This is a genomic window from Mesorhizobium sp. M1403, assembly GCF_040317695.1.
In the GTDB taxonomy this organism is placed as follows: domain Bacteria; phylum Pseudomonadota; class Alphaproteobacteria; order Rhizobiales; family Rhizobiaceae; genus Mesorhizobium.
Genome location: NZ_JAMYKY010000004.1, coordinates 95,382 through 117,975 on the forward strand (window position 1 = coordinate 95,382; position 22,594 = coordinate 117,975).

Genomic DNA, 22,594 nt, shown 5'->3' on the forward strand with positions numbered 1-22,594 from the left:
CCTTACTTGAGGGATCGATGATCTAGTGGCTGTGCGGTATCGCCGATGCCGACAGAAAAGTCAGCATTCTCCCAACGGCCGGCATCGGACCAGAAGAATGTGAAGACAATGCTATTGCCCGGAGCGGCGTCGGCAACCGGCAACTCTGCGAGATGGATACCGAAAAGGTTCGCGGCGGTCTCGGTGTCATGGACGGTTGCCCAATTGTCGCTGCTCCAATGAACCACCGCCCGGGCCAGAAGTTCGATGCGCAGCGCCTTGCCTGCCGGGACGGTACGGATCTTGTGGTTGAAGCGCCATGCCCTGAGGCACGACACCGTCCTGCCCTCGATATAGCGCTTGACGCCTTGCGGCGGCATGTCGAACACGGCGCCGTCGCGCAGCGAACGCAGCAGCTTGATGTGCTCGGAATGCGCCCAGACCAGCGGCTTGGCGCTGCCGGAGGGGCCGCCATGCCGCAATTCGCGCTCCGGCATGTCGGGACCGTCCCAGACCTGCTCCGGCAGCAGGCCGCCCGGCCCGGCGGAGCCCTCAAACGTGGCGAGCAGGCGTGCCGCACTGTCCCTGCGCCCTGCCGCCAGCTCGTAATGGGCGCGCTCGCCGACCAGCAGCGGGCCGGGCCGGCCCTGGCCGGTTCCATCGAAGGGTGCGCCGTCGGCATGCTCGCCATAGCCGTCGCCATTGTAGCGGTACCAGAGCGGCCCCTGCGGCAGTTCGCAGCGCAATTGCGCGTCGATGACCTTGACCGTGTCGAGGATGCGCGGATCGTCGGCTGCCCTCAGGCCGAAGCGGACCAGCGCCAGCGCATCCGGGCTGACGATCGCTTCGGCTGGGCGGTCCGCATCACCGGGCGGGCGGTTCTTGATCGGCACAAAGCCGTCCTTCGGCGATGCGGCGCCGGCGGTGTCGGGCGGGGCGATGCGGACATAGTAGCCTTCGACGCCGGCTTCGTCGCATGCGGCGGTGCCGGCGACGTAGGTCCAGCGCTCGATCTGATCGTTCCAGATATCGGCGGTTTCGCGCAGATAGTTTGCCGGCTCTGTTTTGCCGGCGGCATCGAACATGTCCGCAGCCGCAAGCAGCGCGGCGATCTCGACGGCAAGCGTGAACGGGCTGTAGCCGGCGTCTTCCTCCCAGCGGTCCTCGCCGGTGACGGGGCCGTTGCGTACGACATAGGCGGCAGCGCGCTCGATCATCGGCATGAAGGAGGAGAGTACCGCAGGCGGCAAATGCCCGGCGCGGCGCAGCGCGTCGGCGAGCAGCAGCGGAAAGGCGCACTCGTCCATCTGGATGCCCGGCCAATAGACCGACCCGTCGAGCCAGGCGTTCTGCGGCCAATGGCCGTCCGGCTGCTGGATCGAGCGCAGATAGCCAAGGATGCGCAAGGCTTCCGCCGGGTCGCCGGCGGCGAGGAATCCGCCGGCGGTTTCGACCAGATCGCGCGGCCAGACCAGGTGATAGCCGCCGAGATCGTCGTCGCCCTTGTTGAAGCCCCACGGGATCGACAGGCTGGCCACGGCTGCTCCGGTCGACGAGCGGTGTGTCGCCAGCACCGCCGTGCTGAGGCGGTAGGGATTGAGGGCGGACACCGCATGCCGGTCCAGCGGCAGCAATCCGGCCTGCCATTGGCGCCATTTGTCGATGTAGGATCCGGCTGCGGGCCCAAAACCTTGGTTCAGGCTGGCGAAAGCAGTTTCCGCCGCCTGTTGCGGCGTCGTGCCGAAGCCCAGCGCCAGCAACATTTTTGGGTTCGCAGCCGAAAAGGCGATCTCACCGGTCAGCGCGACATTGCCGTCCTCGGCCCTGCGGCAGGCCGGATCGAGCCGGCCGCTTTGACGAAGCTGCTGCCAGCCGTCGGAGGCGCCGACATAGCCGGCCGCGCACGCCTTCCACGGCCGCGACGAGGCGAGCGCCAGGCAGACGCCGCGTCCCGATGCAAACAGAACAGGCTGTCCTTCATGGTCGTCGATCCAGGCAGTGTTGCCCATGCCGGCATTGACGAGGTGCGGCGCCAGCAGCGCGTAGACGCGGTAGTCGCTGGCCACACCCTTGAGCGACGTGAACATGATCTCCTGCAGCAAGACGGGACGTTCCGGATCGGTGAGGACGCGCTTCTCGATCCGGTAGCTTCCATCGGCTGCGGTGTTGACCAGCCGATAGGCAGGCACCCCGTCCTCGAGGGGTTCGATGCGATGCTCGGCGTCGCGCTTCTCTTCGGAGAAATAGCCGTCGGGTCCGGTGACGATCAGCCCCAGATCGCGGGTGCATGCGCTGTCGAGGCGGGGAAAGTAGATCTCGTTGAGGATACCGTGGCTGATGGTGAACCAGATCGGGCAGGCCGGCGACAGCGCGGTGCCGACGCCGCTCTTGGCGCTCGACGTCCAGCGCGCCGGAATGCCGGGTGCACCCGGGGCAAGGTTCACTGCCATTTAATCCGTCTCCATCGCCATCCCTAGACCAGGAGTCGAACCGGTTTCAATGATTGCACCGCAAGTTGATCGTCGGCCATGGATTGATGTTGACAGCTTGCTGGCTATCTGCATTTGTCTGATAATAGATAAAAAACAGCATTGTGAGCGTATCAGCCATTAGCCACCAACCAGCCATTAGCCACCAGTAAGACAGCAACTCACGGGAGGAGTATGACATGAAGAAAATATTCGTTTTGGGCGCCCTTGCGGCGATGCTTGCCGCAGGCACCGCGCTTGCCGATACCAGCGGCAAGAAGATCGCTTTCTCCAACAATTACGCCGGCAATTCGTGGCGGCAGGCGATGCTGGACAGCTACGGCATCGTCACCAAGAAGGCAGTCGCCGACAAGGTGGTCGGCGCCGCCGACGTCTTCACGACGGCCGACAAGGAAGTGCCGACGCAGGCAGCCCAGGTGCAGAACCTGATCCTGCAGGGCTATGACGCGATCGTCATCAACGCGGCATCTCCGGATGCCCTCAACGGCGCCATCAAGCAGGCCTGCGACGCCGGCATTGTCGTCGTCTCCTTCGATGGCATCGTCACCGAACCCTGCGCCTACCGCGTCGTCGTCGACTTCAAGGACATGGGCAAGCAGGAAGTCGAGCAGATGGCCAAGTTCCAGCCCAAGGGTGGCAATCTGCTGGAAATCCGTGGCCTTGCCGGCACTTCGATCGACGATGCCATCCATGCCGGCATCCTCGAAGGTGTCGCCGCCCATCCCGAGTTCAAGATCGTCGGCTCGGTGACCGGCGACTGGGACCAGACCACGGCACAGAAGGCCGTAGCGACGATCCTGCCGTCGCTGCCGGATGTGGTCGGTGTCGTCGACCAGGGCGGTGACGGCTACGGCGCGGCGCAGGCCTTTGCCGCCGCCGGCAAGCCGCGCCCGACCATCATCATGGGCAATCGCCAGGACGAGTTGCAATGGTGGAAAGAGCAGAAGGAAAAGGACGGTTACCAGACCTGGTCGGCTTCGATCGCGCCAGGCGTATCGACGCTTGCCTTCTGGGTGGCGCAGCAAGTGCTCGACGGCCGCACCGACGTGCCGCACGACCTGCTGGTTCCTTATCTCGCCTTCACACAGGACGATTTCGAGGCAGCGTTGCCGAAGATTCCGAAGGGCGGCGTCGCCAGCCACGAATACACGCAGGAAGACGCCGTCGCGGCGATCAAGGCCAACATCAAGTGAGCATGGCACTATTGTTGCCGCCACAGATAACCGGGTATCGTTGAGGCATGCCCGAGGCCAGTGCAGACATCATCAGGCCTGACGGCGCCGAAAAACATTTCGGCGCCGTCAGTATGGACATCATAAGACTGGACGGAGCCGAAAAACATTTCGGCGCCGTCAGGGCGCTCGACGGTGTCGATTTCAGCGTTCGTGCCGGAGAATGCGTCGGTCTCGTCGGCCATAACGGCGCCGGAAAGTCGACGCTCATGCATATGGTGGCCGGCACGCTTACCCCCGACAGCGGGCAGATCGCGGTCCGCGGCGGCGTCGAGGCAAGTTATTCGGTGCCGCGCGCACAGCAGCTCGGCATACGTTGCGTTTTCCAGGAACTGTCGCTCTGCCCGAACCTCAGCGTCGCCGAGAATACGCGGATCAACCACGCCTCGCTTAATGGCTTCGGCTGGCGGCGCAAGGCCGCCCATCTGATTGCCGCCAAGCTCGACGAGATATTCCCCGGCCACAGCATCTCGGCATCCGACATCGTCGGCGATCTTTCCATCACCAGCCGGCAGATGGTGGAGGTGGCGCGCGCCTTCACGGTCACGCAGGAGCCGCTCGAACTGGTCATCCTCGACGAGCCGACATCCTCGCTCGATGCGCATACCGCCGGCCAGCTGCTAGCGTTCGTGCGCCGCTTCATCGCCGCCGGCAAGAGCTGCATCCTGATCTCGCATGTGCTGGGCGAAGTGCTCGGAAATGCCGATCGCATCGTGGTGATGCGCGACGGCAAGGTGGTCGCCGCCGGGCAGGCCGACGCCTTCGACCGCGACAGGCTGGTGACGGCGATGGGCGGAGCGGAGGCGCGCGAGAAGGCCGCCGCAGAGATTGCGAGCGGCAAGCCGGAGCCCGGTCCGCTGCGGGTCCGGGCGCGGCCGGCGCGACAGCAAGACGGCAATGAGCTCATCGCCCGTGCCGGTGAGATCATCGGCCTTGCCGGACTTGCCGGGCATGGCCAGACCGACCTGTTGCTGGCGATCTTTGCCGCGGCTTCCCGCGCCAAGACCGGCATCGAGGTCACCGCGCCGGTGGCGCTGGTTGCCGGCGACCGCCAGTCGGACGGGATTTTTCCGCAATGGTCGATCGCCGAGAACATCGGCATCCGTTCGCTGGCGCGATTGCGCAACGGCCTCTTGATCTCACCGCAGCGCGAAGCCGAGCTCGCCCAGCTGTGGCAGCGGAAAATCGGCATCCGCACGCCCGACATGAACAACAACATCTTCTCGCTGTCCGGCGGCAACCAGCAGAAGGCCTTGTTCGCGCGGGCGCTCGGCTCCGACGCCAAGATCGTGCTGATGGACGATCCGATGCGCGGCGTCGATATCGGAACCAAGCTCGAAGTCTACGATCTCGTGCGCGAAGAAGCTCGCCATGGCCGCACATTCCTCTGGTACACCACCGAAACCGAAGAGCTCGACAATTGCGACCACATCTATGTGTTCAAGAATGGCCGGATCGTCGCCAACCTTCGTCGCGACGAACTGACGGAGGAAAAGATCATCCAGTCCTCGTTTGGCGACGCGGCCTGAGATGACGGCGGCATCCATCGAGAATGGGCTAAAATCGTCGGCTCGCGCCACGAGGCGGGCGCGCATGCTGCGCAGCCTGCTGCCGGCACTGTCGTTGGCGCTGGTGCTCATCGCTATCGCCTGGCTCAACCCGCGCGCCATCAGCTATTTCGGCTTCAGCCTGATGCTCAATCTGGCGATCCCGATCGCGCTGGCGACGATCGCGCAGATGTTCGTCATCGCCGGCAACGAGCTCGATTTGTCAATCGGCACCTTTGTCGGCTTCGTCGGCTGCGTCACGGCGACATGGCTGAAGGACGCGCCGTTGCTCGGCGTCGTCATCCTGCTCGGGTCGATCGGTGTCTACGCGCTGCTCGGCGCGCTGATCCATCTGCGCAACCTGCCCTCGATCGTGGTGACGCTCGGCATGAGTTTCGTCTGGCAGGGCCTGGCCATCCTGATCCTGCCAAAGCCCGGCGGCAAGGCGCCGGACTGGCTGCTGGCGCTGATGGCCTTCAAGCCACCCTTCATTCCGTTCCCGATCATCGCGGCATTGCTGATCGCGGCGGTCGTCCACTTTGGCCTGATGCGCACCTCCTATGGTGTCATCCTGCGTGGATCGGGCGGCAATTCAGCCGCACTCAAGCGCGCCGGCTGGTCGCTGCTCCGTACCAAAATCGCGCTGTTTGCGCTGACCGGCCTGTTCGGCGTTTTGTCCGGCATGGCGCTGATCGGCATCACCACCTCGGCCGACGCCAATATCGGCAATGGCTACACGTTGCTTTCGATCGCCGGCGTCATCCTCGGCGGCGGTGAGTTCGTCGGCGGCCGGGTGTCGCCGATCGGCGCCGTCATCGGCGCGTTGACGCTGGCGCTGGCCGCATCGCCACTGCTGACGTTCATGCACATTCCGCCCGACTGGCAGGTTGCCGCCAATGGCGCCATCCTGATCATCGTGCTGGCGGCCCGGGTGCTGATCAGCCGCAGGGAGAGGTGAGCATGGTCTCGCTGCGGACACTGCTCGCCAGACCCTGGATCTGGTCGTTCTTCGGGGCGCTGCTGGTGTGGCTGGCGACGATCGCCTTCACCGGCGGCTATGGCGGAGGCGGGATGATCACGGCGGCGCTGTCGCTTGCCGTCTTCACCGTCATCGTCGGCGTCGGCCAGATGTTCGTCATCACGCTCGGGCCGGGCAATGTCGACCTGTCGCTGCCGGCCAATATCGGCCTTGCCAGTGCTGTCGCCATGAAGGTCATGGACGGCAATGATGCGATGATCGCGGTCGGGCTGCTGGCCGCGCTTGCCTGCGGCATGGCGATCGGTGCCGTCAACTACCTGCTGATATGGGCGCTGCGCATTCCGCCGATTATCGCGACGCTGTCGGCCAGCTTCGTCATCCAGTCAGTCGATATCAGCTATGGGCGCGGCTTGCAGATCAAGCCGCCGCCGGGCTTTGCCGATTTCACCAACTGGCAGGTGTTCGGTATCCCGGTGCTGGCGATCCTGACCGTGCTGTTCACCATCGGCGCCGGCATCGTTTTGCAGCGCATGATCTACGGACGCTCGGTGCTGGCGATCGGCCAGAACATCCGCGCCGCCTGGCTGGCAGGCGTCAATGTCGGCCGCACCCGCTTCCTCACCTACACGCTGTCGGGCGCGCTCGGCGGCCTCGACGGTGCACTGCTCGCCGGTTATTTCCGCGGCGCCAATGTCGATATCGGCAATGAGTATCTGCTGGCGTCGATCGCGGTCGTCGTCATCGGTGGCACGTCGGTAGCCGGCGGCAAGGCCAATGTGCCGGGGGTCTGGGGCGCGGCGCTGTTCCTCGTGCTGCTGTTGACCATGCTCAACACGTTCGGCGTAAGCGTCGGCGTGCGCCTGGTGCTGACCGGGCTGATCATCGTCGGCGTCATCACCGCGGCCGGCGGGCAGAAGGCGCTGCGCTAAGGCAAGGCCACCCGGCGGCGAGAGGATATCGATCCGGCCCGCAAACATGTGGTTCCCATCCGCATGCCAGCGCTGTAAATCCCGTCGGGCTCCTGGCCAACATCATTGTATGAGGTTTGCGTGCCCGATTTCGTCAGCACTACAAGGCACGGCAACGTCGCGCTGGTGACCATCGACAATCCGCCGGTCAACGCGCTGAGCTTCCATGTGCGCGAGCCGTTGATGCGGGCGCTCGTTTCCCTGCGGGACGAGCCGTCGGTGGGAGCAATCGTGATAGCCTGCGCCGGGCGGACCTTCGTCGCCGGCGCCGACATCACCGAATTCGGCAGACCGGCGCAGCAGCCGGAATTGCGCGCCATTGTCGCCGTGCTGGAAACCATCGCCAAGCCGACGGTCGCCGCCATTCACGGCACTGCGCTCGGCGGTGGCCTGGAACTGGCGCTCGGCTGCCATTTCCGTGTTGCCGACCGAGCGGCAAGGCTCGGCCTGCCGGAAGTCAAGCTCGGCCTGCTGCCGGGCGGCGGCGGCACGGTTCGCCTGCCGCGCTTGGTTGGTCCGCTGAAGGCACTCAGCATGATCGTTTCGGGAACGCCGATCAATGCGGCCGAGGCGCGCGCCGCCGGTCTGGTGGATGCCGTCTTCGATGGCGACCTGACCGCGCAAGCGGTGAGTTTCGCCAGCGAAACGGCCGCGAAAGGCGGTCCGTTCACGCCGGTGCGCGACCGCAACGATCGCCTCGACCAGGCCGACTTGCCGGCCTTCGACAAGGAGGCGGCAACGCTTGCGGGCAAAGCGCGCGGTCTCGAGGCGCCGATAGCCTGTGCGCAGTCGGTCCGCAACGCCCTCACGCTGCCCTTCGACGAAGCGCTGGCGGCCGAACGCGACCTGTTCGTCAAGCTTGTCGCCGGCGACCAATCACGCGCGCAGCGGCATTTGTTCTTCGCTGAACGTGAGGCGGCAAAGCTTGCCGGCAAGGATGTCGTCAGGCGCAAGATCGCCCGGGTCGGCGTCATCGGCGCCGGCACGATGGGCGGCGGCATCGCCATGGCGTTCGCCAATGGCGGTCTTCCCGTGACCTTGCTGGAAACAACGCAGGAAGCATTGCAACGCGGGCTGGCGACGATCGACAAGAACTATGCCGTTTCCGTCACCCGCGGGTCGCTGAGCGAAGACGCCAAGCGCCAGCGGCTGGCTTTGTTCAGGGGCAGCACCGACTATGCAGACCTCGCCGATTGCGACCTGATCGTCGAGGCTGTGTTCGAGGAAATGGCGGTCAAGAGGGAGGTATTCGGCAGGCTCGATGCGGTGGCCAAACCGGGCGCGATCCTTGCCACCAACACCTCTTATCTCGACGTCAACGAGATCGCCGCTTCGACGTCGCGGCCGCAAGATCTCCTTGGCATGCATTTCTTTTCGCCGGCTAACGTCATGAAGCTTCTGGAAATCGTCCGCGCCGACAAGACCTCGCCGGACGTGCTGACGACCATCGTCGATCTGGCGCGGCGGATCGGCAAGGTGCCGGTCGTCGTCGGCGTCTGCCACGGCTTCGTCGGCAACCGCATGCTGGCGGCGCGGGGTGCGGAACTGGAGGCGCTTCTGCTCGAGGGTGCAATGCCGCGCCAGGTCGACCAGGTGTTCACCGATTTCGGCTGGCCGATGGGGCCGTTCCAGATGAGCGATCTCGCCGGCCTCGACATAGGCTGGCGCAACCGCAAGGCGCGTGGCCAGACGGCTGACATCGCCGACACGTTGTGCGAACAGGGCCATTTCGGCCAGAAGACCGGCAGCGGCTTCTATCGCTATGAGAACGGTTCGCGCACGCCGCTGCCCGATCCGGAGGTCGAAGCGCTCATCCACAACAAGGCTGCTGAACGCGGCATTGCACCGCGGGCAATCGGCGCCGAGGAGATCATCGAGCGCACGCTCTATCCGATGATCAACGAGGGCGCCAAAATCCTCGAGGAACAGATTGCCGCCCGCGCGTCCGATATCGACGTCGTCTGGGTCAACGGCTATGGCTTCCCGGTCGGCAAGGGCGGGCCGATGTTCTGGGCAAGCCGCGAAGGCGTGGACAAGATCATCCGGCGGCTGGATCACTGGCACCAGCAGACCGGCGAGGACGTCTTCCGGGCGGCACCTCTGCTCAGGCAAATGGCCGAAACCGGTTCCTGGGACGGCGCTGCCGGCTGAACTTGGGACTACCGAATCCGTGCGTCCATGATCTCGACAAAACGCGCGAACAGACCCGCCTGCGACTTTATCTTGAGCTTGCGGTAGATGTTGCGGCGATGGACTTTTACGGTTCCCGGCACGATGCGCATCGCCCTGGCGATTGATTCCGTGGAATGGCCCTGAAGCACCAGATCGACGACATGCTGCTCGCGCGGCGTGAGCGAGAGGCTCTTCCAGATGTGAGCACGTTCGAACTCGCTGACTGGAGCAATCGTTTCGTCCTGCTTCGTCTCTGCCGGTTTGTCGGCCGGAAGATCATGCCAGCGCAGCCTGATGAGATTGATCACCGCAGGCGCCATGTCGCGCAGCAACCTCGCATCGGCGGTTCCGAAAGGTCCCGAAGCGCGCAATCGCATCAGCGAGAGCACCAGTGCGTCCTTTCCCGGCAGCGGCACAAAAAAGCCGACCTCCTCCGCAAGTCTGGTCTGGCTGTAATAGGAGCGGTAATATTCGCTGGCATAGAAGCGATCCGGCGCCAATTCGCGCATGCGCCAAAAGCCTTCCTTGCGCTCGACCGCAGCATGGTGGAACGGATCGAGCAGATAAGGCCCTTCCTGATAGAGCGCGACGAAGACGTGGCTGTCGGCCGGCGAGAATGTCTCGAACAGCAGCGGCGGGCGTAAGGCGCCGCGATAGCCGAAGATCACGCAATAATCGAAGCTGACATGCTGCCGGAGCCAGGCCACCATTGCCTTGCCGAAAAGCTCGCCGCTGGTCTCCCGCGTCGCTGCGATGAGCGCAGCGAGCCGGCTGTATTCATCGCTGCGCGAAACGCCCAATTCATACCCCTCCAGACGAGAAAATAGACGAAATATACCACCTGGGAGGTATATACTAGCCGCCATTGGCTCTGATAGCGTTTCGAGATCAACTAGCCGCTGGAGCCCGCAGCTTTGACCGCAGTGCCCGACATCGAGTTTCGCGGGGTCACCAAACGCTACGGCAGCGTGATCGCGGTCAGCGGCATCGATCTTGCCATCCCGCCGTCTGCCTTTGTCGCCTTGCTCGGGCCGTCCGGCTGCGGCAAGACAACCTGTTTGCGCATGATCGGCGGCTTCGAACAGCCAAGCGAAGGCGCGGTATTCATCCGTGGCCACGACATGGCCGGCACGCCGCCCTATCGGCGGCCGGTCAACATGGTGTTCCAGCAATATGCGTTGTTTCCGCATCTGGATGTCGAGGACAACATCGCCTATGGCCTGCGCCAGGCGCGGCCGCGCCTGTCGTCGCGCGAGATCAGCCTGAAAGCAGGCGAGGCGCTCGCCATGGTGCGGCTTGCCGGCTATGGACGCCGCAAGATCCATGAGCTTTCCGGCGGCCAGCAGCAGCGTGTCGCCCTGGCGCGGGCGCTGGTCAACAAGCCGGCGGTGCTGCTGCTCGACGAGCCCCTGGCGGCGCTCGACAAGAAGCTGCGCACCGACATGCAGATAGAGCTGCAGAACCTGCAGCGCGAGATCGGCATCACCTTCGTCCTGGTCACCCACGATCAGGAAGAAGCACTGTCGATGAGCGATTTCGTCTGCGTCATGAATGGCGGGCGTATCGTCCAGCTTGGGCAGCCGAGCGAAATCTACGACGAACCCGCCGACCTCTTTGTCGCCGATTTCGTCGGCAAGACCAATCTGTTGAGCGGCAAGGTCGTCGGGCTCTCGGGCAAGCTCGTCGAGGTGGCGCTTGCCGATGGCACTGTCATTGCCGCGCGCAAGCGGACTTCGCTGGCTCAGGGTGAAGCCGTTTCGGTCAGCCTGCGCCCTGAATAAGCCTCGGCGCGCCCGGAAGCGGCCGGCTGAACGGGCTCGTCCGCAACCGGATCTTTCTCGGTTCGACTGCGGAATATGCAATCGAGGTCCAGGGCATCGGGACGCTGCTCGCAAAGGCCGATCATCTGATTGGCGGTGGAAATCTCTTCAAGCCGGGTGAACCCGTTGCCATCGGCTTTGCAGCCGGAACGCCGCTGGCGTTTCCGGAGAATAACGGGACCAACCAGAGGGAAAACAAAAATGTCGAAATCATATCGTGACGGACTGCCGATAAGCCCTGAAAAGTTCGTCGATCAATTGATGCGCCTCAAGCGGGGTTCCATCGGCCGCCGCGAGTTCCTTGGCCTTACCGGCCTGGGCATCGCAACGGCGGTGATGGCCCGCGAGCTCGGCATCATGCCGACGCCGGCTTTCGCCCAGGAAGGTCTTGGCGACCGCATGTCGATTGCCACCTGGCCCAATTATCACGACCCGGCGACGTTCGAGAATTTCCAGGCCGAGACCGGTGTTGCCGTCGAGGTCAATGTGTTCGGCTCAAACGAGGAGATGCTGGCCAAGCTGCAGGCCGGCGCCTCGGGCTGGAGCCTTTTCGTTCCAACCAACTACACGATCTCGACTTACAAGAAGCTCGGCATCATCGAAGCGCTCGATATGGCCAAGCTTGCCAATTATGACGGCTCGCAAGAAGACCCGCGCTTCACTGGGGAAGGCACCATCGACGGCGTGACCTACGCTGTGCCGAAGAATTGGGGCACCACCGGCTTTGCCGTCAACACCAAGAAACTGGCCAAGCCGATGACGAGCTGGAAGGAATTCTGGGACACGGCGATGGCGGAGGGCGACGGCCGGACCATGGTTCATGATTACCAGCTGACCACGATCGGCAACGCGCTGAAATATTTCGGCTTCTCGTTCAACTCGCTGAAGCCGGACGAACTCGCCAAGGCGGAGGAATTGCTGCTGAAGGTCAAGCCGCATCTGTTCGCGGTCTCCAGCGACTACCAGCCGTCGATGCGTGCCGGCGACGCCTGGATGACGATGTGCTGGACCAATGACGGGGCGCAGCTCCACCGCGACATCCCCGAAATCGCCTACGTGCTTGGCAAGGAAGGCGGCGAGATCTGGACCGACTTCTACGCAATCCCCAAGGATGCGCCCAACAAGCCTGCGGGTTATGCCTTGCTCAACTATTTGATGAACCCGAAAGTCGCGGTCAAGGAGCACCTGGCCAACGGTGCGCCTTCCACCGATGCGCGGGTCAATGCGCTGCTGCCCAAGGAGGTGCTGGAAAATCCGATCCTCTATCCGGCGGCGGATCTGCTCAAGCCACTCGAATTCGGTGCAGCCGCGACCTTGACCGACCCGGGCCGGGCCGAATTGATGGCACGCTTCAAGTCGGCTTGAACCGGGCGGACCAAAGGTCCGATGCAGGCAACTCCCTCGGCGGACAGATGCCCGCCGGCACCGGGGCGGTTTTTTCAATGCGCAGCAATGTCCTTCGTCACAATCTCCTGACCGCCCTGCTGCTCGGTCCGGCGACCGCATGGCTGTTGGTGTTTTTAGTTTTGCCGTTCGTCGCGATCGCCGTTTTCAGCGTCGGCGAGCGGGCGCCGGAAGGTGGCTATCAGGCCGCTTTCACCTTGGCGCAGTATGCCAATCTTCCGGCGCGGGCGACCGCCTTCTGGAACACCATGGTGCTGGCGCCGGCGGGCGCACTGGCCTGTCTTCTCGTTGCCTATCCGGTCGCCTACTACCTCGCCTTACGCGCACCGCAACGCTGGCGGCTGATCCTGCTGGCGCTTGTCGTCATCCCGTTCTGGACCAGCCTGCTGATGCGAACCTATGCCTGGATGTATGTTCTTGGCGGGCGCGGCATCCCAGCTCTGCTGGCCTATGCCGGGATGGAGGACGTGCGGCTGATCAACACGCCGGGAGCGGTTCTGCTCGGCATTGTCTATGGTTATCTGCCGCTGATGATCCTGCCGATCTATGTCAGCCTCGAGCGGCTCGACCGCCGGCTGCTGGAGGCCTCCGCCGATCTCGGAGCGACGCCGATCTCGACATTCCTCGGCGTGACGCTGCGGCTCTCTTTGCCAGGTGTGATGACCGGCTTCTCGCTGGTCATGATCCTGCTGCTCGGCGAATATCTGATCCCGACGCTGCTCGGCGGCGGCATGGTGTTCTTCATCGGCAACGCGCTGGTCGATCTGTTCCTGCAATCGCGCAACTGGCCGTTCGGATCGGCAATCGCCATAACCCTTGTAGCGGTTTCCGTGGTCGTGCTGCTTGCCGCGAACCGCATTTCGACACGGCTTTCGGGTGCCCGCCGGGTGGACCTGATCTGATGCGTGCCTTCGTCGTTGCGGTCTTTGCCTTTCTCTACCTGCCGATCGCGCTGGTGGTGCTGTTCTCGTTCAACGCCGGCCACCACGCCAGCGAGTTCACTGGCTTCTCGGTGCAATGGTACGGCAAGGCACTGGCGAACCCGTTCCTGGTCGAAGCGCTGAAGAACAGCCTGTTAATCGCCACGACCAGCGCCTTGCTCGCGGCACTCTGCGGCACCGCGGCGGCGCTTGGCCTGGCGCGTGTCGGCGCGCGGACGCGAGCCGTCTTCGATGCGCTTTTGGGTGCTGCGATCGTCGTTCCTGGCGTCGTCATCGGCATCTCGACGCTGGTCGCGCTGGTCCAGCTATTCGGGGTGGTCAACCCGTTTGTCGCTTCGCTGTGGCCGAACGACCAGCCACCGCGCCTGGCGCTCGGCTATGGCTCGATCATCGCCGCGCACGGGCTGTTTTCGATGGCGCTGGTGGCGATGATCGTCGGCACGCGCCTCGGCAGCCTCGACCGCAATCTGGTCGAGGCTTCGAGCGATCTTTACGCCACCCCGCTGACGACGTTCCGCAGCATCGTGTTGCCGCAGATCATGCCGGCGGTGATTGCCGGCTTCCTGCTCGCCTTCACATTCTCCTTCGACGATTTCATCGTCGCTTTTTTCGTCGCCGGCGCGCAGACGACATTGCCGATCTATGTCTTTGCCTCGATCCGGCGCGGGGTCACGCCGGAGATCAATGCCATCGCGACGATCGTGCTCGTCGCCTCCGTTCTGCTCGTGGTGCTCGCCCAATGGCAATTGCGCCAGCGAAAACCATCCCACTGAAAGACAAAAACATGATTCTGAAAGATCGCATCGCCGTGGTGACGGGCGCCGGGTCGGGGATCGGGCGTGCCGGCGCCATGATAATGGCCAGGGAAGGCGCGCTCGTGGTGATCGCCGACAGGGACCAGGCGGCGGGGGAAGCAACCGCTTCCGACATTCGTGCGGCCGGCGGTCGGGCCGAAGCCGTCGCCACCGATGTCGGCGACGATGCGGCGGTCGAGCAGCTCGTCGCAGGAACGCTCCTCCGGCATCGGCGGATCGACATCCTGCACAATCATGCCGGGATCCAGGTCGGCGGCACGCTGACCGAAGTCGGCGCCGACGGCATGGATGCCTCCTGGCGGATCAATGTGCGGGCGCAGTTCCTCGCGGCCAGGCTGGTCATGCCGTCGATGATCGCGCAAGGCGGCGGGGTGATCCTGAATACCGCCTCGAATTCGGGTGTGTTCTACGACCGCGAAATGATCGCCTACGCAACCTCAAAACATGCCGTGGTGGCGATGACCCGGCAGATGTCGCTCGACTATGCCCGGCACAATGTCCGCGTCAACGCGTTGTGCCCCGGCTGGGTCGACACGCCCTTCAACGAACCGTTTATCGCGCAGATGGGCGGGCGGGCGGCGATCGAAAACTATGTCCGCACCAAGATCCCCATGCAGCGCTGGGCCAGCGCGGAGGAAATTGCCGAAGCGATCCTGTTTCTCGTTTCCGACCGCTCGTCCTTCATGACCGGGCAGGCGTTGGTGATCGACGGCGGTGAAAGCATCGGCTGATCCGCAGCTCCCGGCGGGCGGGAGCTGAAATTCCCTTTGGCCTAACGGCCGGCGGCAAGATGTGCTTTCGTCTCAAGGAGAATGCGGCCAACATGGCTGGGCCGGGAGCAGAAATCGTCAGCGCAAAGGGAAGCTGCATAATGGCCGAGGCCTATATCTGCGACTATATCCGCACGCCGATCGGCCGCTTCGGCGGTTCGTTGTCGGCGGTGCGTGCCGACGATCTCGGCGCAATCCCGCTGAGGGCGCTGGTCGAGCGCAATCCCGGCATCGACTGGGCTGCCATCGACGACGTCGTCTATGGCTGCGCCAATCAGGCCGGTGAGGACAATCGCAACGTGGCGCGCATGGTACTGCTGCTGGCCGGCCTGCCGAAGGAGATTTCCGGCTCGACCGTCAATCGCCTCTGCGGTTCGGGCATGGATGCCGTCATCATCGCAGCGCGCGCGATCAAGGCCGGCGAGGCGGAGCTGATGATATCCGGCGGCGTCGAATCGATGTCGCGCGCACCGTTCGTGCTGCCGAAGGCCGAGACCGCGTTTTCGCGCAATGCCGAAGTTCACGATACCACGATCGGCTGGCGCTTCGTCAATCCACTGATGAAGAAGCAATACGGCGTCGATTCGATGCCGGAGACGGGCGAGAACGTGGCGGAAGAGTTCGCCGTCTCTCGCGCCGACCAGGATGCGTTTGCCGTGCGCAGCCAGGACAAGGCGGTCGCCGCACAAGCCAATGGCCGGCTGGCAAAGGAAATCACGCCGGTGACGATCGCGCAGCGCAAGGGTGACCCGATCGTCGTCTCGAAGGACGAACATCCGCGCTCGGGTACCACGATCGAGGCGCTGGCCAAATTGCCGACGCCGTTCCGGCAAGGCGGCACGGTTACGGCCGGCAACGCGTCGGGCGTTAACGATGGTGCCGCGGCGCTGATCGTCGCCTCGGAAACCGCCGTGAAAAGATACGGGTTGACGCCGATCGCCCGCATCCTCGGCGGTGCCACCGCCGGCGTGGCGCCGCGCATCATGGGCATTGGTCCGGTGCCGGCCACGCAGAAGCTATGCGCCCGGCTCGGCCTGGAGCCGCAACAATTCGATGTCATCGAGCTCAACGAGGCCTTCGCCTCGCAAGGCATCGCCGTGCTGCGCCAACTCGGCATTGCCGAGGATGCGGAGCACGTCAACCCGAATGGCGGCGCCATCGCGCTCGGCCATCCGCTCGGCATGTCCGGGGCGCGCATCACCGGCACGGCGGCATTGGAACTGCGCGAACGCGGCGGCCGCTACGGCCTCGCGACCATGTGCATCGGTGTCGGCCAGGGCATAGCGGTGGCGCTGGAGAGATTGTGAGCGAGCAACTCCGGCCGTTCTGAAGGTGCGGCTGCGCGAATTCCCACGTCGTTCCGCCCTTCAAATTTGACCATGTGGACAAAAGCCGGGCACCGTTCCATAGTTCCTTCGCTGATATTCCAGAGAAGAGAGCCGGCTCGACACGGCGCCAATCAGAGGGGCATGCAATGGACAACGGGAAGAGCAGAATCCAATCGAAACGCGAAGGGCTTTCGCGACGCAACGTGCTGGAGCTGGGCGCGCTCGGCCTTGCGGCGGCGATGCTGCCGGGCAGCGCCTTTGCTAAGACCAAGAAGCTGAAAGTGGCGGCGATCTTCGCCACGCCGATCGAGGAGCCGTGGGACAACCAGATCCACGTCGCCCTGCAGAAGGCCGAGAAGGAACTCGGCATCGAGTACAAATGGTCGGAGAAGGTGCAGACCGCCGATTTCAGCCGTGTCATGCGCGAATATGCGCAAGGCGGCTATGAGCTGGTGCTGGGCGATGCCTTCGCCGCCGAGCGCGAATCCCGCAGGACCGCCAAGCAGTTCCCGAAGACCGCCTTCCTGTTCGGCTCCGGCGCCGGGCCGGCCGAGCCGAACTTCGGCGTTTTCGACAACTGGATTCACGAGCCGGCCTATCTGTCCGGCATGATCGCCGGAAAGATGTCGAAATCGGGCACGATCGGCGCGGTCGCGGCTATGGGCATTCCGGAAGTGAACCGGCTGGTCAACGCCTTCTTTGCCGGCGCCAGGGAGGTCAATCCCAACATCAAGAAGAAGGTCGCCTTCATCGGCTCGTTCTTCGATCCGCCAAAGGCAAAGGAAGCGGCTGTTGCCCAGATCGACGCTGGCGTCGACGTCATCTATGCCGAGCGCTTCGGCGTCATCGAAGCGGCGGCGGAGAAGAAGATCCTCGCCATCTCCAACATGTCGGACCAGTCGAGCCTCGGCCCCGACACGGTGATCACCGGGCCGGTCTGGGACATGTATCCGACTGTCGAGCAGGCGATCAAGCTGGTCAAGGCCGGGGTCTTCACCGCGCAGGATTACGGCGATTTCTCGCGCATGGCCAAGGGCGGCTCCTACCTCGCGCCGTACCATAAATTCGACAAGACGCTGCCGGCCGAGGTCAAGGAATTGGTCGAGAGGAAGAAGGCCGAGATCCTCGACGGCAATTTCCGAGTCGACGTGGACGAGAATACGCCGGTCTCGGACTGAGTGCGCCCGCCCCTCCCCCTTGAGGGGAGGGTGGCCCGCAGGGCCGGGTGGGGTCCTCCGCGACGCGCTCCGTCTCTTAAGTCAAAAGTCGAGGCGGTTGAGGCGACCCCTCCCGCCTCGCTTCGCTCGGTGCCTCCCCGCAAGGGGGAAGGGTATCCGCGCCATCTCTCACCAGGAGTGCCCTTGCCCGCCCCTCTCATCGAAATGCGCGGCATCACCAAGAGCTTCGGCGCCGTCAAGGCGAACGAGGCCGTCGATCTCAGCGTCGCGCCGGGTGAAATCCTCGGGTTGCTCGGCGAAAACGGCGCCGGCAAGACGACGCTGATGAACGTGCTGTTCGGCGCCTATGCGCCCGACGCCGGCGAGATCCTGGTGCAGGGCCGGCCGGTGGCGATCAACAGCTCGGCCGATGCGCTGGCCGCCGGCATCGGCATGGTGCACCAGCATTTTCATCTCGCACCGCGGCTTTCGGTGCTGGAGAACCTCTTGATCGGCATTCCCGGCAGATCGGGCCGGATCGACCGCGCCGGGGGGCTGGCGCGGCTTGCCGAGATCGGCCGCCAGCATGGGCTGACGCTCGACCCGGACCTTCCCGTCTCGGCGCTGTCGGTCGGCGAGCAGCAGCGGCTGGAAATCGTCAAGGCACTGTTTCGCGGCGCAAGGCTGCTGATCCTCGACGAGCCGACGGCGGTGCTGGCGCCAACAGAGGTCGACGGGCTGTTTTCGGCGCTGCGCTCGATGGCGGCACAAGGGCTCGGCATCATCTTCATCTCGCACAAGCTCAACGAGGTGCGGGCGCTGACGCATCGCTGCGTCGTGCTCAGGCACGGGCGCGTTGCCGGCCGCGTCGATACGCCGGCCAGCACGACATCTTCGGAGATGGCGCGGCTGATGTGCGGCCACGAGATCGTGCCTCCGGCCAGGGGACCGTCGACACCGGGTCCGGCGGTGCTGACCCTCGATGGTATCTCGACATCGCATCATTCCGGCATGGCGCTGCGCGATGTGTCGCTGTCGGTACGCGGCGGCGAGATCCTCGGCATTGCCGGCGTCTCCGGCAACGGCCAGCGGGCGCTTGCCGAGGTCATCTCCGGCGTGCGAGCGCCCGATGCCGGCCGCATGACGATAGCCGGCAAAGCCGTTTCGCGGTTCTCGCCGAGCGCAGTGCAGGCGCTCGGCCTCGGCCGCATCCCGGAAGACCGCATGACGACCGGCCTGGTCACCAATCTGCCGCTTGCCGATTCGATGGTGCTGCCGCGCATCGGCACGGTGGCGTTCAGCCGCAACGGCCTGCTCAGACAGGATGCGATCCGCGCCTTCACCGAGGCGCAGATCAAGGCCTATGACATACGCTGCCCCGGACCGATGACGCGCGCCGGGGCGCTTTCCGGCGGCAATCTGCAAAAGGCGCTTCTGGCGCGCGAACTCGCCTTCGACCCAAAGGTGCTGATCGTTTCGCAGCCGACACGCGGCCTCGATATCGGCGCCGCGCGCTTCATCCACGAAAAATTCCTCGACATGCGTGCCAAGGGCTGCGGCATCATCATCATCGGTGAGGACCTCGAAGAGTTGCTGATGCTCTGCGACCGCATTGCCGTGATGTATGAGGGCCGCATCGTCGGCACGCTGGAAAGCGCCGATGCCAGCGTCGCCAGACTCGGGTTGATGATGACCGGGGCGGAGGCCTGATGTTCCGTCTCGAGGCCCGCACCTCAACGCCCGCCTGGTTCAATCTGGCGCTGCCGCTGCTCGCCATCGGCGCGACGCTGATCCTGTGCAGCGGCCTCATTGCATTGGCCGGCGCCGGCGTCGTCGAGGCCTATGGCGTGATGTTTTCGGCGTCTTTGGGCGACAGCTACGCCATCACCGAAACGCTGGTGCGTGCCGCGCCGATGATCTTCACCGGCCTTGCCGTGGCGGTCGCCTTCCGCGCCAAATTCTGGAACATCGGCGCCGAAGGGCAATTGCTGGCCGGTGCGGTGGCGAGCTGTGCCGTCGGCGCCATCCCGATGCCGGGGCCGCTCGCCATGTTGCTGATGGCGCTGGCGGGCGCCGCCGCGGGCGCGGCCGTCGCCCTGATCCCCGCCACGCTGCGGGTGAAATTCAGGGTCGATGACGTGGTCAGCTCGCTGTTGCTCAATTCGGTCATTTTCTACGCACTGATGGCGCTGATCGAGGGGCCATGGAAGGACACGTTCAGCGGCTACCCGATCTCGCCGCCGATCGAGGATACGGCCAACTTTCCGGTGCTGCTCGAAGGCACGCGGCTGCATCTCGGCGTCGTCGCGGCGCTGGTCGCAGCACCGGTCATCTGGTTTGTGGTCGCGCGCACGACGCTTGGTTTCCGCATCAGGGTCATCGGCGAGAACCCGGAAGCCGCGCGCTATGGCGGCATCAATGTCGAGCGGGTGCTGATTTCGACGGCGCTGCTGTCAGGCGCACTGGCCGGCCTTGCCGGCGTCGGCGAGGTCGGCGGCGTGCATTTCCAGGTGATGAGCGACATCTCGCCGGGCTATGGCTATTCCGGCATCGTCGTCGCCATGCTGGCGAGGCTCAATCCGCTTGGCGTCGTGCTGGCGGCGATCTTCCTTGCCGCCGTCATGACCGGCGCCGAGGCGATGTCGCGGGCGACCGGCGTTCCGGCCTTCCTCAGCGACGTTATTCAGGGAACCGCGCTGCTCGCCATGCTGGTGGCGCTCATGTTCACCGCCTATCGCATCCGTCGCGTCGGAGCCGCCAGATGAGCGTGGTGCTGGAGCAGATCTTCCAGGTCGGCTTCCTGGCCGCCATAATTCGCATCGCCACGCCGCTTGCCTTCGCGACGCTGGGCGAAATGTTCTCCGAGCGCGCCGGCGTGCTCAATCTCGGTATCGAAGGCATCATGCTTTTGTCGGCGATGACCGGCTTCACCGCGGCGAGCCTCAGCGGCAGCCTCTGGCTTGGCGTGTTTGCGGCGGTGCTGACCGGGGCACTGATGGGCGCCGTGCATGCGCTGTTCACGGTGGCGCTCGGCCTCAGCCAGCATGTCTGCGGCATCGGCGTGACGCTGTTCAGTTCAGGCCTTGCCTATTTCCTCTACCGGCTGATCTTCGGCCAGCAATCGGTGCCACCGAACATCAAGGGGTTCGAGACGCTGCCGATCCCGATCCTGTCCGACATACCGGTGCTTGGGCCGGCGGTGTTCAACCAGTTTTCGCTGGTCTACATGGCGATGCTGTCTATTCCCCTGGCCGCCTTCGTGCTCTACCGCACGCCATGGGGCCTGTCGGTCCGCATGGTCGGTGAAAACCCGCGCGCCGCCGATTCGGCCGGCGTCAGCGTCATCGCCACGCGCTTCCAGGCGGTGATCCTCGGCGGTGCCTTGATGGGGCTGGCCGGTGCCTTCCTGTCGATGGCGCAGTTCAACGCGTTCACCTTCGGCGTGGTTTCGGGGCGTGGTTGGGTGGCAATCGCACTCGTCGTCTTCGGCCGCTGGGATCCATGGCGCTCGGCAGGCGCCGCACTGCTGTTCGCCTTCGTCGACGCGCTGCAATTGCGCATGCAGGCAAGTGGGCTCGGCCACATTCCTTATGAGGCGTTCCTGATGCTGCCCTTCATCTTCACCATCGTCGCCATGGCGGTGATGTCGCGCAATGCGGTGGCTCCTTCGGCACTGCTCAAGCCGTTCCGGCGCGAAGAGCGGTAGCGGCGCGCCGTCCTTCACATCGCGGTAAAGCCGTTATCCACGAACAGATGGGCGCCGTTGACGAAGCTGGCCTCGTCGCTGGCCAGGAACAGGGCTGCCCTCGCCACCTCTTCCGGCTCGCCGATCCGGCCTTGCTGCGCGGCCATTGCCGCGTCTGAGACATCGACGCCAAGTTTGTCGAGATCGGCGACCTCGCGCAGGCCATGCGGTGTCCTGATGAAGCCGGGGCAGACCGCATTGCAGCGGACGTTGCGGTCGCGGAATTCGACGGCAATGGCACGCGCGAACATGTGGCAGGCACCCTTGGTGGTGTCGTAAAGCACCTCCATCGGCGTCGCCGCCACCGCCGAGATCGACGAGGTGCAGACGATGGAACCGCCGCCGGCGGCGATCATGCCGGGCAGCACGGCGCGCGTCATCAGGAACATCGAACGCACATTGACGGCATGCAGCCAGTCCCATTCCTGCAGCGTGGTCTCCAGGAAGGGTTTGATGACGATGGTGCCGGCATGGTTGAACAGAACCGTAACCGGGCCGAATTTTTCCATCACGCCCTTCACCGCCGCTTCGACCTGCCGCTCGTCCGATACGTCGGCGACCCAGTGCTCGGCGATATGGCCGCGTTGCCTGATTGCCGCTGCGGTGGCAGCCGCCGCTTCGCCGTTGCGGTCGACGATCGCCACCTTGGCGCCCTCGGCCGCGAAAAGCTCCGAGGCCGCACCGCCCATTCCCGTCGCGCCGCCCGAAATGATGGCGACCTTGCCGGCCAGTCTTGTGCCCATGTTTTGCTCCCTGCTGCCTTGCCGTGACGTCGCGGCTTCCGCTCAAGCAGCGATGCTATCCCGCATCCATTGGATGGCCAAGGAGCCACACACACATGGACCTGACGTTTTCTGCCGTCTTCCCCGGCACGCCCAAAAGCCAGCGCTAAGCAGCAAAAACACCAATTTGTCTGCGGTTTGGGGAAAATTGTTCTAAGGAACTCGCGAAAATAGCACTCGACAAAGTCTACTGATTTTATAGATTAAGCGCCGAGACGGAGGTCGATATGTCCTATAGCCAGAACGCTCAGACTGCCCGCAAAGGCCAAAGGCTGGGTTCCGACCAGGTGTGGCGGCCGGCCTATGCCGGCGCTTTCGCCTACCTCGTCTTTGCCCTTGCGTTCGTATTCACCGGGGCAGTGGTACTGGGGCTGATCCCCTGATTAGTAAGGCTCTGATCGTCGAGGCTTGCTCGGGATAGCGGCCTGCCGTTTGCAGAAATTCCGGAGTTGAATGAACCGAATGC

The 22,594-nt window shown here is 64.3% G+C and carries 18 protein-coding genes and 1 pseudogene; 16 read left to right on the top strand and 3 right to left on the bottom strand.

Annotation, left to right across the window (positions count from 1 at the left end; translation table 11 throughout):
• Positions 1-2: 2 nt before the first annotated feature.
• Positions 3-2,429, bottom strand: coding sequence for a glucan 1,4-alpha-glucosidase (locus NKH01_RS10010; protein ID WP_353020068.1), 2,427 nt, complete (start codon positions 2,427-2,429; stop codon positions 3-5).
• Between the two features lie 218 nt (positions 2,430-2,647).
• Between NKH01_RS10010 and NKH01_RS10015 the strand changes: the two genes are divergently transcribed.
• The 5 genes from NKH01_RS10015 to NKH01_RS10035 all read left to right on the top strand — a co-directional run bounded on the left by NKH01_RS10015 (position 2,648) and on the right by NKH01_RS10035 (position 9,345).
• Positions 2,648-3,661: an ABC transporter substrate-binding protein gene (locus tag NKH01_RS10015; RefSeq protein WP_023721363.1), complete on the top strand. Its 1,014-nt coding sequence runs from the start codon at positions 2,648-2,650 to the stop codon at positions 3,659-3,661.
• Positions 3,662-3,708: 47 nt separating this feature from the next.
• On the top strand, positions 3,709-5,229 hold the full coding sequence (locus NKH01_RS10020) for a sugar ABC transporter ATP-binding protein (RefSeq protein WP_023721362.1): 1,521 nt from the start codon (positions 3,709-3,711) through the stop codon (positions 5,227-5,229).
• 1 nt (position 5,230) lies between these two features.
• Positions 5,231-6,205 carry an ABC transporter permease gene (locus NKH01_RS10025; protein ID WP_023721361.1) on the top strand — a complete coding sequence of 325 codons (975 nt, stop codon included), beginning with the start codon at positions 5,231-5,233 and terminating at the stop codon, positions 6,203-6,205.
• A gap of 2 nt (positions 6,206-6,207) precedes the next feature.
• On the top strand, positions 6,208-7,155 hold the full coding sequence (locus NKH01_RS10030; protein WP_023721360.1) for an ABC transporter permease: 948 nt from the start codon (positions 6,208-6,210) through the stop codon (positions 7,153-7,155).
• Positions 7,156-7,275: 120 nt separating this feature from the next.
• Entirely contained in the window at positions 7,276-9,345 is a 2,070-nt protein-coding gene (locus tag NKH01_RS10035) for a 3-hydroxyacyl-CoA dehydrogenase NAD-binding domain-containing protein (RefSeq protein ID WP_353020071.1), read from the top strand.
• An 8-nt stretch (positions 9,346-9,353) separates the two neighbouring features.
• Here NKH01_RS10035 and NKH01_RS10040 read toward each other — a convergent pair whose 3' ends face one another.
• Positions 9,354-10,166, bottom strand: a complete 813-nt coding sequence (locus NKH01_RS10040; RefSeq protein WP_353020072.1) for a helix-turn-helix transcriptional regulator — start codon at positions 10,164-10,166, stop codon at positions 9,354-9,356.
• A gap of 114 nt (positions 10,167-10,280) precedes the next feature.
• Here NKH01_RS10040 and NKH01_RS10045 point away from each other — a divergent pair.
• The 10 genes and pseudogenes from NKH01_RS10045 (at position 10,281) to NKH01_RS10090 (ending at position 21,307) form a co-directional block, all read left to right on the top strand.
• Positions 10,281-11,407, top strand: a pseudogene (locus NKH01_RS10045) (ABC transporter ATP-binding protein).
• A complete protein-coding gene (locus NKH01_RS10050; RefSeq protein ID WP_352858630.1) occupies positions 11,388-12,551 on the top strand; it encodes an ABC transporter substrate-binding protein in 1,164 nt (387 codons plus the stop codon). The pseudogene NKH01_RS10045 and the gene NKH01_RS10050 overlap by 20 nt, the downstream one beginning before the upstream one ends.
• A gap of 77 nt (positions 12,552-12,628) precedes the next feature.
• Entirely contained in the window at positions 12,629-13,492 is an 864-nt protein-coding gene (locus NKH01_RS10055) for an ABC transporter permease (protein WP_353020073.1), read from the top strand.
• Positions 13,492-14,304 carry an ABC transporter permease gene (locus NKH01_RS10060; protein WP_353020074.1) on the top strand — a complete coding sequence of 271 codons (813 nt, stop codon included), beginning with the start codon at positions 13,492-13,494 and terminating at the stop codon, positions 14,302-14,304. The genes NKH01_RS10055 and NKH01_RS10060 overlap by 1 nt, the downstream gene beginning before the upstream one ends.
• An 11-nt stretch (positions 14,305-14,315) precedes the next feature.
• A complete protein-coding gene (locus NKH01_RS10065; RefSeq protein WP_353020075.1) occupies positions 14,316-15,077 on the top strand; it encodes an SDR family NAD(P)-dependent oxidoreductase in 762 nt (253 codons plus the stop codon).
• A gap of 140 nt (positions 15,078-15,217) precedes the next feature.
• Positions 15,218-16,423, top strand: coding sequence for a 3-oxoadipyl-CoA thiolase (gene pcaF / locus NKH01_RS10070; RefSeq protein WP_352494090.1), 1,206 nt, complete (start codon positions 15,218-15,220; stop codon positions 16,421-16,423).
• Positions 16,424-16,590: 167 nt separating this feature from the next.
• Positions 16,591-17,622 (top strand): BMP family protein, encoded by a 1,032-nt coding sequence (locus NKH01_RS10075; RefSeq protein WP_023721351.1) that lies wholly within the window; start codon positions 16,591-16,593, stop codon positions 17,620-17,622.
• Positions 17,623-17,805: 183 nt separating this feature from the next.
• A complete protein-coding gene (locus NKH01_RS10080) occupies positions 17,806-19,311 on the top strand; it encodes an ABC transporter ATP-binding protein (protein ID WP_353020076.1) in 1,506 nt (501 codons plus the stop codon).
• Positions 19,311-20,366 (top strand): ABC transporter permease, encoded by a 1,056-nt coding sequence (locus NKH01_RS10085; protein WP_353020077.1) that lies wholly within the window; start codon positions 19,311-19,313, stop codon positions 20,364-20,366. The genes NKH01_RS10080 and NKH01_RS10085 overlap by 1 nt, the downstream gene beginning before the upstream one ends.
• The gene (locus NKH01_RS10090) at positions 20,363-21,307 is read left to right on the top strand and encodes an ABC transporter permease (RefSeq protein WP_353020078.1); all 945 of its coding nucleotides are present in this window, start codon (positions 20,363-20,365) and stop codon (positions 21,305-21,307) included. Before NKH01_RS10085 ends, NKH01_RS10090 begins: the two co-directional genes overlap by 4 nt.
• Positions 21,308-21,321: 14 nt before the next feature.
• Here the strand turns inward: NKH01_RS10090 and NKH01_RS10095 are convergent, their stop codons facing one another.
• The gene (locus NKH01_RS10095) at positions 21,322-22,089 is read right to left on the bottom strand and encodes an SDR family NAD(P)-dependent oxidoreductase (RefSeq protein WP_023721347.1); all 768 of its coding nucleotides are present in this window, start codon (positions 22,087-22,089) and stop codon (positions 21,322-21,324) included.
• A gap of 266 nt (positions 22,090-22,355) precedes the next feature.
• Between NKH01_RS10095 and NKH01_RS10100 the strand changes: the two genes are divergently transcribed.
• On the top strand, positions 22,356-22,511 hold the full coding sequence (locus NKH01_RS10100; RefSeq protein WP_023678176.1) for a hypothetical protein: 156 nt from the start codon (positions 22,356-22,358) through the stop codon (positions 22,509-22,511).
• Positions 22,512-22,594: the final 83 nt, after the last annotated feature.